Annotated in this window: 11 protein-coding genes; 7 read left to right on the top strand and 4 right to left on the bottom strand. The window is 35.6% G+C overall.

Translation table 11 applies throughout. The features are described from left to right. The first annotated feature begins 86 nt into the window (after positions 1 to 86). The gene (locus tag KI430_RS08825; RefSeq protein ID WP_248874039.1) at positions 87 to 1,532 is read left to right on the top strand and encodes an aminoacyl-histidine dipeptidase; all 1,446 of its coding nucleotides are present in this window, start codon (positions 87 to 89) and stop codon (positions 1,530 to 1,532) included. 141 nt (positions 1,533 to 1,673) lie between these two features. Then, positions 1,674 to 4,424, top strand: a complete 2,751-nt coding sequence (locus KI430_RS08830) for a M4 family metallopeptidase (RefSeq protein ID WP_248874041.1) — start codon at positions 1,674 to 1,676, stop codon at positions 4,422 to 4,424. Positions 4,425 to 4,508: 84 nt separating this feature from the next. Here KI430_RS08830 and KI430_RS08835 read toward each other — a convergent pair whose 3' ends face one another. Beyond that, entirely contained in the window at positions 4,509 to 5,009 is a 501-nt protein-coding gene (locus KI430_RS08835) for a peptidylprolyl isomerase (RefSeq protein WP_248874043.1), read from the bottom strand. Positions 5,010 to 5,149: 140 nt separating this feature from the next. On the opposite strand from KI430_RS08835, the gene radA reads away from it, so the two are divergent. The 3 genes from radA (at position 5,150) to KI430_RS08850 (ending at position 8,673) form a co-directional block, all read left to right on the top strand. Continuing rightward, a complete protein-coding gene (radA, locus tag KI430_RS08840) occupies positions 5,150 to 6,493 on the top strand; it encodes a DNA repair protein RadA (RefSeq protein WP_248874045.1) in 1,344 nt (447 codons plus the stop codon). A gap of 38 nt (positions 6,494 to 6,531) precedes the next feature. Next, positions 6,532 to 7,107, top strand: a complete 576-nt coding sequence (locus KI430_RS08845; RefSeq protein ID WP_248874047.1) for an ACP phosphodiesterase — start codon at positions 6,532 to 6,534, stop codon at positions 7,105 to 7,107. A 105-nt stretch (positions 7,108 to 7,212) separates the two neighbouring features. Beyond that, positions 7,213 to 8,673, top strand: coding sequence for a tetratricopeptide repeat protein (locus tag KI430_RS08850; protein WP_248874049.1), 1,461 nt, complete (start codon positions 7,213 to 7,215; stop codon positions 8,671 to 8,673). A 292-nt stretch (positions 8,674 to 8,965) separates the two neighbouring features. On the opposite strand, the gene KI430_RS08855 is transcribed toward KI430_RS08850, so the two are convergent. The 3 genes from KI430_RS08855 to KI430_RS08865 form a co-directional block, all read right to left on the bottom strand. After that, complete coding sequence (locus KI430_RS08855) at positions 8,966 to 9,337, bottom strand: hypothetical protein (protein WP_248874051.1); 372 nt, start codon at positions 9,335 to 9,337, stop codon at positions 8,966 to 8,968. A gap of 66 nt (positions 9,338 to 9,403) precedes the next feature. Next, a complete protein-coding gene (locus KI430_RS08860; protein WP_034970566.1) occupies positions 9,404 to 9,874 on the bottom strand; it encodes an Lrp/AsnC family transcriptional regulator in 471 nt (156 codons plus the stop codon). Positions 9,875 to 10,003: 129 nt separating this feature from the next. Next, the gene (locus KI430_RS08865) at positions 10,004 to 14,653 is read right to left on the bottom strand and encodes a translocation/assembly module TamB (RefSeq protein WP_248874053.1); all 4,650 of its coding nucleotides are present in this window, start codon (positions 14,651 to 14,653) and stop codon (positions 10,004 to 10,006) included. A gap of 5 nt (positions 14,654 to 14,658) precedes the next feature. Here KI430_RS08865 and tsaD point away from each other — a divergent pair, with 5 nt between their 5' ends. Together tsaD and KI430_RS08875 are read left to right on the top strand one after the other, a co-directional pair. Next, positions 14,659 to 15,675: a tRNA (adenosine(37)-N6)-threonylcarbamoyltransferase complex transferase subunit TsaD gene (tsaD, locus tag KI430_RS08870; RefSeq protein ID WP_248874055.1), complete on the top strand. Its 1,017-nt coding sequence runs from the start codon at positions 14,659 to 14,661 to the stop codon at positions 15,673 to 15,675. A 529-nt stretch (positions 15,676 to 16,204) separates the two neighbouring features. Continuing rightward, positions 16,205 to 16,621, top strand: a complete 417-nt coding sequence (locus tag KI430_RS08875; protein ID WP_248874057.1) for a hypothetical protein — start codon at positions 16,205 to 16,207, stop codon at positions 16,619 to 16,621. Positions 16,622 to 16,673 lie beyond the last annotated feature (52 nt).

The following is a 16,673-nucleotide window of genomic DNA, read 5'->3' on the forward strand; positions in this document are numbered from 1 at the left end:
AGATTATGGAAACATTATTTATGTCATAAAGATTTCATTTTCCTTTCATAATTAGTAAATTGCCAGTTCAAAAAATTTCAAAACAAATGGAATATTCACAACTGGAACCAAAAGTGATTTGGAAAAATTTCGAAGCATTGAATTCGGTTCCTAGACCATCAAAAAAAGAAGAAAAAGTTATACAATTCATAAAAGAATTTGGCGAGAATCTGGGATTACCAACAACGGTTGACGAGGTTGGAAATGTCATCATCACAAAACCCGCAACTTCTGGAATGGAAAACCGAACACCAATCGTGATGCAATCGCACCTTGATATGGTTTGCCAAAAAAACAACGATGTCGATTTTGATTTCGAAACTCAGGGAATTCAAATGTATGTGGATGGCGATTGGGTAAGAGCAAAAGGGACAACTTTGGGTGCTGACAACGGTTTGGGTGTTGCTACAATCATGTCAATATTAGAAAGTAATGAAATTGCACATCCAGAATTGGAAGCTCTTTTCACAATTGACGAAGAAACAGGAATGACGGGCGCATTAGCTTTGAAACCAGGACAATTGAAAGGAGAAATCCTTCTTAATCTTGATACAGAAGAAGATGACGAAATCGATATAGGTTGTGCCGGTGGTGTTGACGTGACAGCTTCTGCTAAATTTGATTTGGAAGATTCAAAAGGCGAAACGTTCAAAATTGAAATCAAAGGTTTACAAGGTGGACATTCCGGAATGGATATTCACAAAGGTCTTGGAAATTCTAATAAATTATTGGGAAGATTCTTGTTCTCAGGATTGGAAAATCAAATTCAGTTAGTTTCTATTGATGGCGGAAGTTTGAGAAATGCTATTCCAAGAGAAGCTAAAGCTACATTTTCTGTCAACAATTCAGAAAACTTTTCTTCAAAGATTGAACAATTGAAATCTGAAATCTTGGAAGAATTTGCTTCCTTAGAAAAAGATTTAGTAATTAATATTGAAAAAATCGATTCATCAGAAAAAGCTATTTCAGTCGATGATTCTAAGAAAATAGTTTTTGCAATCAATGCCGCTCATAACGGAGTTTTCCGAATGAGTCCGGATGTGGAAGGCTTGGTAGAAGCTTCTAATAATGTAGCAAGAGTTGAACTAAAAGAAGGAGAAATCAAGATTTTAAATTTAACGCGTTCATCAGTAGAATCTACAAAATGGGAAGTGGCAAATCAATTGAAATCCGCATTCGAAAGTAATTCTTTGAAAACGGAATTCGGAGGTTCTTATCCTGGCTGGAAACCAAAACCAGAAGCAGAAATCATCAAGGTAATGACAGAACTTTATGAAAACAATTTCGGAGAAAAACCTTTAGTTGTTGCTTGCCACGCCGGTTTGGAATGTGGAATTATCGGTGCCAATTATCCAAAAATGGAAATGGTTTCTTTTGGTCCAACAATCAAAGGCGCACATTCTCCAGATGAAAGAGCCAATATACCATCTGTTCAAAAATTTTGGAAATACACACAAGACATCCTAAAGAACATCCCTATCAATAATCAATAACACAATTATAAAATCCAACAAAAATTTGTTGGATTTTTTATTAAAAAACAACTTTTAATTAAAACTACAAACTTAATTGCTTAATATTTTAAATTTCCGTTAAAAATTTACTAAATTCGCTCGAAATTTAATACCTAGTATATGAAGAAAGAACTTTTACGAATTGGTATTTTGTGCAGTGTATTTGGGTTTACCCTATCCGCCAACGCACAGGAATACATTGATAAGAAAATTACCGATAAAAACGGGAATATCAATCTGGTTACGTTCAAGAAAAATTATAATCTCAGTTCCGGATCATCATCCAATCTGTTCAGTACCATTCTGAATCTTACACCGGGAACAGAAATGAGACTCCAGCAGACACAAACAAGCGACGCCTTTGTGGATGAAAATTACCAAATGTATTTTAATAATCTGAAAGTAGAATTCGGAAGATATAATCTGCATTACAAAAACGGAAACCTGATCAGTATGAATGGTGATGTTTTCTCCACAAAAGATGCTATTACAACACCAAGAATGTCTGCTTCCGAAGCCTTCAGCAAAGCTCTTGCCTATGTTAATGCAAAAAAATACATGTGGGAAGATGCAGATTACACTGCCAATAATGCCTACAAAAAGCCAGCCGGCGAGTTGGTTTTGCTGCCTGTAAAACTTAGCGAAAACCAGTATAGTCTTCAGTTGGTTTATAAATTTGATGTTTATGCTGCGGAACCTATAAGCCGTGCAATTATTTATGTAGATGCTCTGGAAGGAAGAGTTGTTTTTTCAAATGCAGTATTAAAGCATAACAGCAACGAAGATCTCATCCACAATTCTATCAAAAAAACACAGCCAATCAGAATAAAATCTCCTGCAAAATCTGAGCCTGTGCTATTAGCCTTGGGTAATGCAGAAACAAGATACAGCGGAACCAAAGAAATTGAAACAACACTTGTTTCCGGCTCTTATGTGTTACAGGATGCTACCAGAGGAAACGGCGTAAAAACCTACAATCTTAAAAAATCATCCACTATCAGCAGTGGCGTTGATTTTAAAGATACAGACAATAACTGGACTTCTGCGGAATATAACAATGCTACGTTTGATAATGCCGCTCTTGATGCACATTGGGGTGTAGAAAAAACCTATGATTACTTCAAAGAAACATTCAACAGAAATAGCTATGATAACAACGGAGCCGTTCTAAAAAGTTACGTTCATTACGGTAGTAGCTACGAGAACGCAGGCTGGAGCGGTACAGAAATGATTTATGGAGACGGCGCAACAACCTTCAAACCATTGACGGCTTTTGACGTAACCGCACACGAACTTGGACACGCCGTTTGCGAATATACCGCAAACCTGGCTTACGAAAGAGAATCCGGTGCAATGAATGAGGGTTTTTCGGACATTTGGGGAGCAATCGTTGAGCATAAATATGCGCCTGAAAAACAGAACTTTCTGATTGGAGAAGACATTACTAAGGCTTCACCAGGTTATCTGAGATCAATGAGCAACCCAAAAGTCGCATTGTCTGCGCAACCAGATACCTATAGAGGTACAAACTGGAAAGCAGCAACCGTTGAGGAAGGTTGCGCAACACCGATTGGAGGATCTTTCGGAAACGATTATTGCGGCGTACACACCAACAGCGGTGTTCTTAATCATTGGTTTTACATCCTTGTGATGGGCAAAACCGGAACCAATGATCTTGGAAAATCGTATAATGTGACGGGAATAGGATGGGAAAAAGCAGAAAAGATTGTTTATCGCCTGGAAAGCACTTACCTGACAGCGAATTCTAACTATAAGAATGCACGTGATTTTGGAATCCAGACTGCAAAAGATCTTTATGGTGACAACTCGGCGGAGATGATTGCTGTCCAGGATGCATTTTATGCGGTAGGCGTTGGTGTAAAATATCTGAGCACGCCGGACATTTTTCCTCCGACCGTTCCTACAAATCTTGTTGCCAATAACGTTAAAGGTACAAGTGCCAACCTGACCTGGAATGCATCTACAGACAATGAAGGTGTGGACGGCTATATTATTTACAAAGACGGAACTGAAATTGCCAGAACATCATCTTTAAATTATAAGGCGACAGGCTTAACAAAAATGACAACTTACAATTTTTATGTTAAAGCTATAGACGTATATGGGAATATCTCCTCTCAAAGTAATACGGTAGACATTACGACAACCAACCAGGCAGAATATTGCACATCGCAAAGTAGCAATACTGCCGATGAGAAAATAAAAAGAGTTGTTTTTGCCGGTATTGACAATACAAGTACAGGAAGTGCCGGTTACGAAGACTTTACAAACATCTCTACAGAAGTTACAGAAGGCAATACTTATGCGATCAGCATCACGCCTACATGGGGCAACACAGTCTATAATGAAGGGTATTCCGTTTTCATTGACTGGAACGGGGACGGAGATTTCAACGATGCTAATGAGAAAGCATTATCTGTTCCTGCAACCAAGACTACGCCGGTAACCGGAAATATTACAGTGCCAGCAAACATAAGTTTTGATTCACCACTAGTGATGAGAGTTTCTATGAAGTTTAATTCCGTTCCTACAAGTTGCGAATCTTTCTCCTACGGTCAAGTTGAGGATTATACGATTATCGCTAAGAAAAAAGTCTTGGCAGTTTCTGATCTTGCAGGTAAAAGTCAAACAATCATCTATCCAAACCCAGTGAAAGATATTCTAAACATCAGATCTGAGGAAACTGGAGATTCTACATACAGAATTTTCAATACAGCAGGACAATCTGTTGCCAACGGAAAATCTATTGAAAACAAAATAGATGTTAATAAATTACCTACAGGAAATTATGTCATCGAATTAGTGAATAAAAAAGGAGAAAAATCTACTCAGAAATTCATTAAAAAATAGAAAGCTCATTTCTTAATGCAACAAAAGCTTCCAGATTTGGAAGCTTTTGTTTTTTATATTAACTAAAATTTTAGCTATAAAATATTAATGTCCAGAATGTCCATCAGCACCGTGTGCATGACCGTGCGCCAATTCTTCCTCCGTTGCAGGACGTGTATTCACAATCTCAACATCAAAATGCAGAGGTCTTCCCGCCATCGGATGATTAAGGTCCACAACTACAGCATCTGGTGTAACTTCTACAACCACAGCTTGGAAATTATTCCCCTGATTGTCAGACAGTGGAAGAACTGCACCTACAGGAGGCAGTTCTTGCCCTTGGAACATATCAACAGGCAATTGTGTCACAGCCTGAGGATCTCTCTCTCCATAACCTTCGCTTGGCTCGATAGTGAAAGATGCCGTTTCGCCTATATTTAAATTTTGTATTTCCTGTTCAAACTTCGGAATCATCATTCCTACGCCGTAAAGAAACGTCATTGGATTCTCTGCAGAAGTTTCTTCTACAAATACTTTTTCTCCTGCTTCATCATTAGTATGTAGAACGTATTTCAATGTTACTACGTGATTTTTGTCTAATGCCATTTTTATTTAATTTAAAATTTTCTGATATCATCTGTGTGATGTATCGTGAACAAATTTAAGGTTTTCAAAATAAAACATTAAACCAGCATTTAAACTGATCCTGATTTTTTATTTTCCAAAATTTTCTGGAACTTAGCAGAATGGCAAAACTCAAAACTCAATATTTCTGTCAAAATTGTGGTGCGCAATATTCTCAATGGCACGGGCAATGTAAAACCTGTGGTGAATGGAATACCCTTGTAGAAGAAATTGTAGAAAAATCAACCAAATCTGTTGTTGCAAAATCCAAATCTGCTATCATCAACATCATTGAAGTTGAAACTAATGAAGAGCCAAGAATCAAAACACCTTCCGAAGAACTTGACCGGGTTTTGGGTGGCGGAATTGTTTTGGGTTCTGTAACCTTAATTGGTGGCGAACCCGGAATTGGAAAATCAACCCTGCTTCTTCAGTTGGCTTTGAAGATGAAGAAAAAAATCCTCTATGTTTCCGGAGAAGAAAGTGCGTCGCAAATCAAAATGAGAGCGGACCGTTTGGCCGAAGTCAAAAATCCAAATTGCTTCCTGTTTACTGAAACTAATGTTGAGAAAATCTTACACGAAGCTAAAAAACTAATGCCGGATTTTATGATTATCGATTCCATCCAGACGCTTCAATCCCAATTGATAGAAAGTTCGCCCGGAACGGTTTCCCAAATCCGGGAATGTTCCAATGAAATTATCAAATTTGCCAAAGAAAACAATATTCCGGTTTTCTTGGTTGGTCATATTACCAAAGACGGACAAATCGCAGGACCAAAAGTTCTGGAACATATGGTAGATGTGGTTCTGAATTTCGATGGCGACAGAAATCATCTTTTCCGATTATTGAGAGCCAATAAAAACCGTTTTGGATCTACGTCCGAAATTGGAATTTACGAAATGATTTCGCAAGGTCTTAAAGAAATCAAAAATCCATCTGAAATTCTCATCACCAAAAAATCGGAAGAATTATCAGGAAATTCTGTCGCAGTAACTTTGGAAGGCAATCGACCTATGTTATTGGAAATTCAGGCTTTAGTTTCAACGGCAGTTTATGGAACACCACAAAGAAGTTCAACAGGTTTTGATTCCAAAAGATTGAATATGCTTTTGGCAGTTTTGGAAAAAAGAGCGGGTTTCCAACTCGGAGCGAAAGATGTTTTCCTTAATATTACAGGCGGAATTAAAACTGATGATCCCGCTTTGGACTTAGCTGTTGTTGCTTCTATCCTATCAAGTAATGAAGATATTGCCATCTCGGAACATTATTGTTTTGCCGGAGAAATTGGTTTAAGTGGAGAAATCCGTCCGGTAGCACAAGCAGAGCAGAGAATTACCGAAGCTGAAAAATTGGGTTACGAAAAGATTTTCATCTCAAATCTTAATAAATTGCCTAAAAGAAAATTTGGAATTAAAATAGAAGAAATTAGTAAGATTGAGGATTTTGTAGAGTTATTATTTTAATTTAATTCTGTAAATTTATAAGCCTTAATCATTCAAACTTGAACTATCTCGCACATTCTATACTATCTTTTACTGACGGGCAACTCGTTGGAAATATGATTGCAGACTTTATCAAAAATAATGAGCGGGAAAATTTTCCACCGGAAATCCAAGAGGGAATAAAATTACATAGGTTTATTGATACTTTTACAGATTCTCACCCTTCGGTTCACGAAGCTAAGAAGATTTTCAGTCCTTTGGTCAGATTATATTCAGGAGCTTTTGTAGATGTGGCTTTCGACTATTTTGTAGCCCATTATTTTCCTGAAAATGAGTTGAGAAATCATTCCTTAAAAGCGTATAAAATACTTTGGGAAAATGAAAAGTGGCTTCCTGAAAGTTATAAAAAAATGCTCGTAAGAATGGAACAGGATGATTGGTTGACGAATTACAGAACAGATCAAGGTATAAAATTCAGTATGCTGAATGTTTTGAACAAAGCAAAATACCTAAACAAAGACATTCCCGTTTTTGATGTATTTTTCAAAAACAAACAAGAACTACAATTTCATTTTGATCGATTTTTTCCAGATATTCTAGCAGAATGTGACACTAATTTTAACCCAACTAATTAACCGAAGTTAATAATTCTATTGACAACATAGAGAATCTTTCAATACTTTTGTTATTTTGGCGGTAATGTTTGTTTTTTTAATATTTTTGCATTCGCATTGGACGCTGTGGATTTTCAAAAAAAATTATTAATACTTTCTTTTCTATTTTCCTTTCTTTCGGAATCGGATGCGCAGCAATATACACCTCAGCAAGTAGACCAGTTAATTGCAAAAACTTTTAAGATTGCCGATCGGAACGAAGCCTTAAAGATTAGTAATAAGACATACCAAATTTCTGCGGATATTGATTACTATCAAGGAAAAGCAAAATCTCTAAAAGCAGATATCAGTTCTTATCTTGGGCTTGGAGAACAAGAAAAAGCTCTAAAATCTGCTGACAAATTATATGAAATCGCAAAGAAAGAAGGCGACGATTACCATTGTACCCAAGCTTATATTGCAAAAGCAATAGCTTATGCTTATCTAGGTTTTTTTGAAAAAGCCATTAAAACAAATGAAAAAGCAGAAGAACTTTGTAAAAAAATAAAGATCAATGATGATCTTTACAGTTCACTTGGACAGATCTACAATGGAAAAGCCGAAATCCTAAATCTCCAGTATACAGATCCACAAAAAACACTGAAGTATGATCTACAAAGCATCGAGTACTTTAAGAAAATAAAAAACAGAACAAAACGTAATAACTGGCTCTCTGCACAATATTCCAGTTTAGGGGTAACATATATAGATCTAGAAGATTACAAACCTGCGCTCTACTACAGTAGAAAAGCCTACGAGTTGGGCAAACTGGAGAACGATTCTATCAATCAAGCATTTGGCTTATTTGGTTTAGGGAACGCTTATTTGGAAATGAAACAGAAAGACAGTTCTATCCATTATTATAAACAAGCCTTACCTATTTTTGAGAAAGCAAATGACATCTATCGTTTACAATATATTTACGATGATCTCGGCCTAATCTATGAGCAGATGGGTGATGACAAAATTTACTCTTATTACACAAAAAAATCTCGCGAACTAAATGAAATCATCCGTAAAAAAGAAAAATTGGAAACTGATAAAGTTTCCCAAAATATTTTAGACGAGGAAAAGAAAAACTGGTATCAGAATCTTTATATTTTTATTGGCAGTATTATATTTCTTGCTGTTGTATTTTTCTTTTTTACAGTTAAGTATTTTAAAAGCTATAGAGAAGAAAAAGAGCAAAAGGAAAATATTGAGGATGACCTCATAGAAAAAGAAGAGGAACTTAATCATTTGGAACTTAAAGTCAATGATGCTTTTGCTGAACTTTTGGAATTAGCCAAAAATAATGACTCATCATTCTTAAGTAGATTCAAGGAAGTGTATCCTTATTTTTACAATAAATTGATTACTAATTATCCAGAGCTCACAACCGGGCAGTTGCAATTTTGCGCATTACTGAAACTTAATTTCACCACAAAAGAAATTGCTCACTACAACAATATTTCTGTAAGAAGTGTAGAAACCCGAAAAAACAGATTGAGAAAACAACTGGATATCTCTTCAGAAATCGATTTGAACAAATGGATGATGGATTTCTAAAAACCCCTTTATTTAAATTCAAAATCCTCATTATCAAATCATTAAACTATTGGCGTAGTTATGTAGTAGTTCGTTTCTTGTCAATATTATGTTAAATGATAATCTTTGTGGCATAAAACTAAACACTTTATTCGTTCCTTAGATTCTGAAGGCACACAAGATGAACATAGATCTGTTTAAAATTAAAATATACAGATTATATCAGCAAATTTTTCAATAAATATCACGTCGATGCTGAGAAAAGATAACGCTCTGGATTATTTCTGGGGCTTTTCTATTTTATAAATCTTTATTATTTCATCACATCATTCCAACGTGGAATAACTGCTATCAAACCAACTCCCACAAAAAGAAACAGGGCGGTAATATCAGAATACAGGTAAGTGCTCAAAAAATAGTTATGCAGTCCAAAATGCAGCATTACCAAAACAGGAAAAAGTATTACGCCTATCTTTCTAAAAAATAGAATAAGTAGCCAGCTTAGGATTATCAAAATATCAACTCCAAATGTATAGTAGAAAAATCCGGTCGGAATATTAAGCGATTGATGTTGCGAAAACTCTGCTAAATCTGTATTCACACTTAACAAGAAAACCAATAATATAAGACCGAAACTAAGATAGTAATCCTTATTATTTTTAAAACTTTTATCCACTGAATTCATTCCTTAAAAGTACAAAAAAAGAGCTTAAAAAATAAGCTCCTCTTTATAGAAATTTCTATTAACTAACTATATACTAACCGCGTTGATTAAACGGTTTTTATCACTGATGTACTCCTCCATAGAGATCATACTCTCTGTTCTCATTACATCTTGGATATCATCTATTTGATAAATGATTTTCTTAGCATCTTCAGTATTTTTTGCTTTCATTTTACAGAAGATGTTATATTTTCCAGATGTTACGCTAGCTTCTACAACGTTCGGAATCAAAGCTAATTGTTTCAAAACTTCTTGTGTATGGTTTGACTTTGTCAACAAAATACCGATAAAAGCTGTGAAGTTATAATCTAATTTACTGTAGTCAATATTAAGAGAAGAACCCAGGATAATCCCAGCATCTTCCATTTTCTTAACTCTTACGTGGATTGTTCCCGCAGAAACATCCATTTGTTTTGCAATCTCTGTAAAAGGCATTCTAGTGTTTTCTACTAAGAAATCCAGAATCTTTTTATCGATATCGTCTAATTGATAGTTCATTGTATGATTTTATTATTTATTTAAAATATATCTAATTTTTTTGCAAATTTATAAAAAATATTTTAAATAAAAAGAAATATCAAAACATTAACAGCTTTTAACAAAACTTCATATTCACTATGATAATTATCATTTATTTAGCTTGTTTTTTACAGAATCTATTTTATTTTGTTCAACGTCGGCGGAGTCCTTTTTTATCCTTTTTCGGCTTTTGAAGATATATTTGAAAGAATTGAAACTTTTACTATACACAACTCCAACACCATAACTTTGATTAGCTCCTGGTGCAGTGGTGATACCAATATTAGATGGTTTGGAATAAGCTCTCAGCAAACGGCTTCCATTATTATTTCGGCTCCAGTCATATTCTACAATTCCTTCTGCAGATAAATAATTAGCATTAGCATTATCTGTCCTTGCTATCGGTACACCTAAACCTGTTTTCAGTTTAAATCTTGGAGAAAGTGCCAAACTTACACTGGTGTTTGCTCTGTCTGATGTGTTAGACCCTACATCACCACTTATATAATCGAGATTAATTTGAAATGCACTACTAATTGTATTAAGAACAGAACCCAATTGCTTAAAAGCCATACTATAACCTGTACTCACAGCGGTTTGTGACACATCCACTTTCAAACCACCAGAGTTGACGACGTTAAAGTTATTAAGTACCAAAATAGATCCGAACTGAATAATCCTTTCATCGTCCGTACTCATTTTAGTTGCCAAAGTTTCCCTTACTTGTGAAGATCCATCCGGAGCAGCAACGCCAAATTCGATATCAGGTTTGGTTAATGTTTCTGTAATTTTCGTTGTCAAAACGACATTGATTGGCTGCGTAAGAGACATTCCCAGATATTCTCCTGCATTGGTTACAGTTCTGGTATAATTGGCGGTAATATCAAGAGCTGGTGTCATTGGATTTCCACTCCATTGGATACTGCTGTTTTTGGCAATTTGGAAAGTTCTATTTAAGATCGCTTTTGATACAAATGTTCCATTATCAACGGTATAAGTTCCATCCATCAAAATATTTCCACTTCTCTCCATCTTGAATTTAAGATGACGTGCTTCTCCTCTCACAGAGATATTTCCTACATCATCACCTACCAATACATTTACTAGAGATCCTTTGTCAATGGTAACATCAAAATCAATCAACATATTAGCACCAGATCTTTTCTTTTTTTCTATTGAGATTTGACCCGAATCGTCACGTTTCAAAAATCTTAGTATTTTAAATTCCTCAACATTCGCAGTAGAAGCACTATTGAATGTAAACGTACTGTTATTCAAAACTCTAAGTCCATCATTTGGCGTAGAAATCTCCAGAGCAGAAACCGGTCCACTCACATAGACATCACCTTGTCCTGTAACTCTTCCCCAAAATAGATCATTATCATCTTGTGTCGAGTTCAAAACCAAGAGATTATCGGCACGCATAATTAAGTTAATTCCTAATGAAGACAACGTTTCAAATTGTATTGAACCAGAAATATTTCCTTTAGAATTTTCTCTTCCGTCTCGTATTCCAATATTGTTCAGTAGCGCCAAACCTTTTGAAAGATTAATAACTGTATCATCCATGGAATAATCTACTCCCGTGAATAATAACTTCAAGCCAAATCCTTTCAGAGCGATATCACCACTATAATCGATATCATTTATTGGACCTGATATTTTAAGATCTCCAGTAGCTTTTCCTCGGAAGTTTCCAAAAATTTCTTTTACAAATTGCTGTGCAAAACCAAGGTCAAACTCATTCATTTTTGCGTTTAGATCGAGTGCCATAGATGATCCTGTATTATCCACAGTTCCTGTGACATCCAAAGTATTATGCCCTAGTAAATCCGATGATAAAGCTTGAATACTTACATCAAATACATTCGGTTTTTCGCTTTTCGTGATTTTGGTTTCGATGTTACCCATCGCTTTACCATTCATAAAAATATCATTAACATCCAGATCTACCAAAGGCTCCAGATTGTTTCCAGACTTCTTGATTTGGATGGTTCCGTTCGCAGTTCCTTTGATATCCAGCGCATTTTTATCTTTGCTAAAAGCGAGAAGTTTCGAAATATCAAGATTCTTCACCTCCGCATCTGCCGTGAACTCTTTTCCGGATTTGAAATCCGCAGTTTTGACCAAAAGCTCACTTTCATCAGAATAAATTCTGAGATTTTCTACAATGAAATCTTTTTCTTTCTTCCTATATGTAATAGAATGATTAAGTTCCGGACTCGTATCTACGCTCCAAGCAACGTCATTAAGCTTAACGGTAGTCGGCTCAAAACGCAAAACATAATCACCAATAGCATTAGTTGTTTGGTTAATGTTCACCGCATATTCTTTCATTTGTTTTGCTGTTTCATCTTCCAAGCTTCCTAATTTGAAAACCGTTCCGATATGCAAAATCTGCGAATTCTCATTGTTAGCTGCCAACTTCACATCCTGAAGAACATTATTACCATATTGTCCTCTTTTAATAGTTGCAAGCAACTGTTGGTCAAGATTTGCTGTGTTTACTCTCAACTTCAGACTGTCGACCATCGCGCTATCTTTCACTTTGTTAAGATCTGGCTGATAAGTTGCATCGGTTTCCGCCAAGAATTTTTCGGCTTCACTCAATTCCTTTTTGCTAGTCATCACATATTTGATCTTAGCTGCGTCCGCATTCAGAATCAAATCATTGGTTGCTCCTACATAATTCCCAGCGACTTTTGCGCCGTCTGGTAATTCCAAATCCGGAACAAAGAACGAAACCAAACCTTGCTTCACATCAAAATCGAAATCGAAATTCTGTCCGTTATAAGTTTTTTTCGGAGGATTACCAACCAGAATTTTGTTGACACTATTCATCACCATATTTCCGATATCTTCCAAATCAAATCTGCCGGAAACTCTTCCTGTAACAGCTCCGGGCGCATCGACAGAAACAATTCTGTTTCCGTTTTCAAAAAAAGCTTTGAGTTTGGAATCCGGAATATGCAATTTTTGAGAACTTGAATTGAGAGTCAATCCTTTAATATTGGTATCGAGATTAAGGTCATTCAGATTGGTCATAGAAACTTTCCCAACAAGATGACCGCTGACAGAATTGGTATCACCAGCCGAAATACCGAAATATTTCAGATTAACATATTGAATATTAGCATCGAAATCCGCAAATAATCTTTTGGTGCTGAAGTCCACAATTCCTTTGAAATTCCCTTTTACATTCGCATCATTGGCATTAACATTTCCTGTGAATCTTCTTTTGTTCAGAACACCATCGATTTCAATATTATTAAGGCTTTTACCCATTAAATCTATATGATTGACATCTGAAGTGGTTTTCACATACATCGTATTCACATCAAAACCTTCGCCCTGAACATTGAACTTGCCGGAAATCAATCCAACTTGCTTGTTTTTGGTCAAAGCGGTTACATTCAAATCTTTAACATCTACATACCCTCTGTATTTTGGACGTTTTGTACTGTAATCAACAAGATTGAAGTCTTTCATCTTCGCCTGTCCAATTCCTGTAATGACATTTCCTGTAGCAAAAATCTGTTTTGGATTCACTTTTACAGAACCATTATATTTCAATCTTCCAAAATCATCTGCAATATTCCCCAACTTCGAAGAAATAAATTTCGGAAGCGAGGCTTTCAGACCTTTGTATGTAAAATCAGCAGAAACATCTTTACTTTCAATGAAAAACTTCTTATCCAGAACACTGGAGATAGTCATCTTTTTGGTATTCAGATTGATTTCCTGCGAGCGGATTAAGAAATTATTCAAAGTAAAATCATTCAACGGTCCCGTCATTGTTCCTGAGATATTGATAGGTGTGTAATTGTCCCAATCCGGCACGAAATAACTCAAATCATAGCCACTGATCTGGCTTCCCGGAACCATTCTCAAATCCCAATTCACCTTATTTCCAAAATCTGCAAATTTTGTTTTTGGGTCAAGATTCAGAATGGCTTCACCTTGCAAAAGAGAATAATTGGTATTGAAAGTCAAATTCCCAAGTTTCAAATGTTTTTTAGTCAGTTCAAAATTGGTGGAAAAAGTATCTACAGTATGTTCTTTACCGTGACGCTTTGTGATGAAATTAAAGTTTCTGATATCCGCAAAAACATCTGCGCCTTCTACTTTTAGAGAAGTGACATTCAGGTTGACGTTTCTTGCATCCAGCCATCTTCCTGCTTCGCCCGGACTATTTTCATTAACAATACTTGCAATCCCATTGATGATATCGAATTTCATTCCCATTTTAAAGGGTTTTCTTTTCGGATCACGTGGTTTTCCATCATCAAAATTATCCACATACCGAATAAAATTACTGATGCTATCACCTTTATAAGTAATCACCCGGATGGTAGGCTCAATGATTGTAGCCTGGTTGAATTTGATATCTCTTGTATTGAAAGCTAAAGCAAACCAGTCAGAAGCTACGCGCATCTCTTTTGCTTTGACAAATTCGTAGCCCTTATAATCCTTCAAGTGCAGACCTTTGATGGTCACATCGCCGAAAAAATTGACATCGATGTCATCAATAGACATTCCCATTTTCAAGTCTTTGTTCAGAAAATCGATGGCTTGATTGGCAATGTATCTTTTGGTAATAGGAAGGTTGATGATAATCAATACCAAAGCCACCAAAGCAATAATCCCGTAAGAAACAGTGCTGAGAATTCTTAGAAAAAGAGGTCGCTTTTTCTGGCTGACAGGTTTGTCAATATGTGGTTCTTCGTTATTTGTATTTTTATTTTCTAACTTTGCCATCTATTATGAGTGCATCAATTATTTTAGGTATAGAATCTTCTTGTGACGACACTTCTGCAGCCGTTATCAGCGGTAGCAAAATCCTTTCCAATGTGGCTGCCAATCAAGAAATCCACAACGAATATGGTGGCGTTGTCCCCGAGTTGGCTTCCAGAGCGCATCAGCAAAACATCATCCCTGTCGTAGAAAAAGCATTCTCAAAAGCAAATATACAACAAAATGAGATTTGCGCGATTGGTTTCACCAGAGGTCCGGGACTTTTGGGTTCACTCTTAGTAGGAACCTCTTTTGCGAAATCTCTGGCAATGAGTTTGGACGTTCCGCTGATAGAAGTCAATCATTTACAGGCTCATATTTTGGCACATTTTATTGATGATGCCAATCCTAAACCACCCACTTTTCCGTTTTTATGTTTGACGGTTTCCGGTGGTCATACAATGATAGTTTTGGTTAAGGATTATTTCGATATGGAAATCATCGGAAAAACCATTGACGATGCTGCAGGTGAAGCGTTTGACAAAATAGGAAAAATCTTCGACCTCGATTATCCTGCCGGGCCAATTGTGGATAGATTAGCAAAAGAAGGAAATCCCGACGCTTTCAAATTCAACAAACCGAAAATGGAAGGTTATGATTATTCTTTCAGTGGGATTAAAACTTCGGTTTTATATTTTATTCAGAAAGAGGTAAGAAAGAATCCAGATTTCATCAAGGATAATATCAATGATCTTTGTGCTTCTGTTCAAAAATCGATCATCAAAATCCTAATGGATAAACTGGAAAAAGCGGCGAAAGAACTCAATATAAACGATATTGCGATTGCCGGCGGTGTTTCTGCCAATTCCGGACTTAGAAAAGCAATGGAAGAAAACCGTGAAAAATTGGGTTGGAATATCTTCATTCCAAAATTCGAATACACGACAGACAATGCCGCAATGATTGCAATGGTTGCCAAACTGAAATATGAACGTGGCGAGTTTACGGATATTAGGACAACGGCTACGGCGAAGTATGATTTGTAGAGAGATAGGTTTTAATATAAATGAGATTTTGCAATGAGAATATTCAAAATTATATTTTTCGTTTTCTTAGCAGTTCTAATTATAACATCAATAAAAACTTTCTTTTTTGCTGAATGGATTTTTACAGATAGATTGAGTTATAATCTCTTTTGGGCAATTCATTATTCATCATTTGTATTATCCTTTTTCAGCTTTTTATTAATTTTCCTAAAACAAATTACACCGAAAATTTTTTGTTCAATAGTCGCGGTTATCATTTCTTATTTCATTTTTAATTTTCAGTTTAATCCCATAGATACAAGTAAATATCCTATTGACAAAAAAATTCTGAGTGAAAGCGGAAATGAAAAAATTGTTGTTAGAGAAATGAATAAAGGAAAATCAAATGCAATATTAACGACACTATTAAAGCAAATGATATTATGATTTTCCGAAAAATCATAAAAGATTGATTGAAATTTCATTATTAACGTGTAAATATCTTTCCACTAGGCATTTTAGTAAGCTAGCCCAACTCAAATTAAACCCTATGAAATTACTACTAGAAGAAAAAATCCTCGAAAAACAAGCCAAAAAAAAATCTAAATATTATTGGATTTTGGAAACCATCACCGGTAAAACTGAAGCTTCGGTAGAATCTGAGGATTTTGATTTAATCAGTTCCGAGACAGGTTATCTTCAGGATATCAAAGAGGAAATTTTGGAAACCATCAATTCTGAAAATGTTTTCAGCTTTGCTTACGAGCCAAAAGAAGGCGACTATCTTTCTATCAAAAACAACCTGCGAAAACAGGAATATCTCAATCTGATTTTCATCAACAACACTTGGGTAGAAGAAATCTACATGTGTTCTTTACGCGAATGTGACACAGACATTTATACAACAATGAAAACAGGCGTTGCTTTAATCAGCGAGAATGAAATCGCGTTTCAAAACATCAAATAAAAATAATCCACCAGTTAACTTTAAGCATTGAATTTTAAAGTTTAAAACTTAT

Source organism: Epilithonimonas zeae (assembly GCF_023278365.1).
Classification (GTDB): domain Bacteria; phylum Bacteroidota; class Bacteroidia; order Flavobacteriales; family Weeksellaceae; genus Epilithonimonas; species Epilithonimonas zeae_A.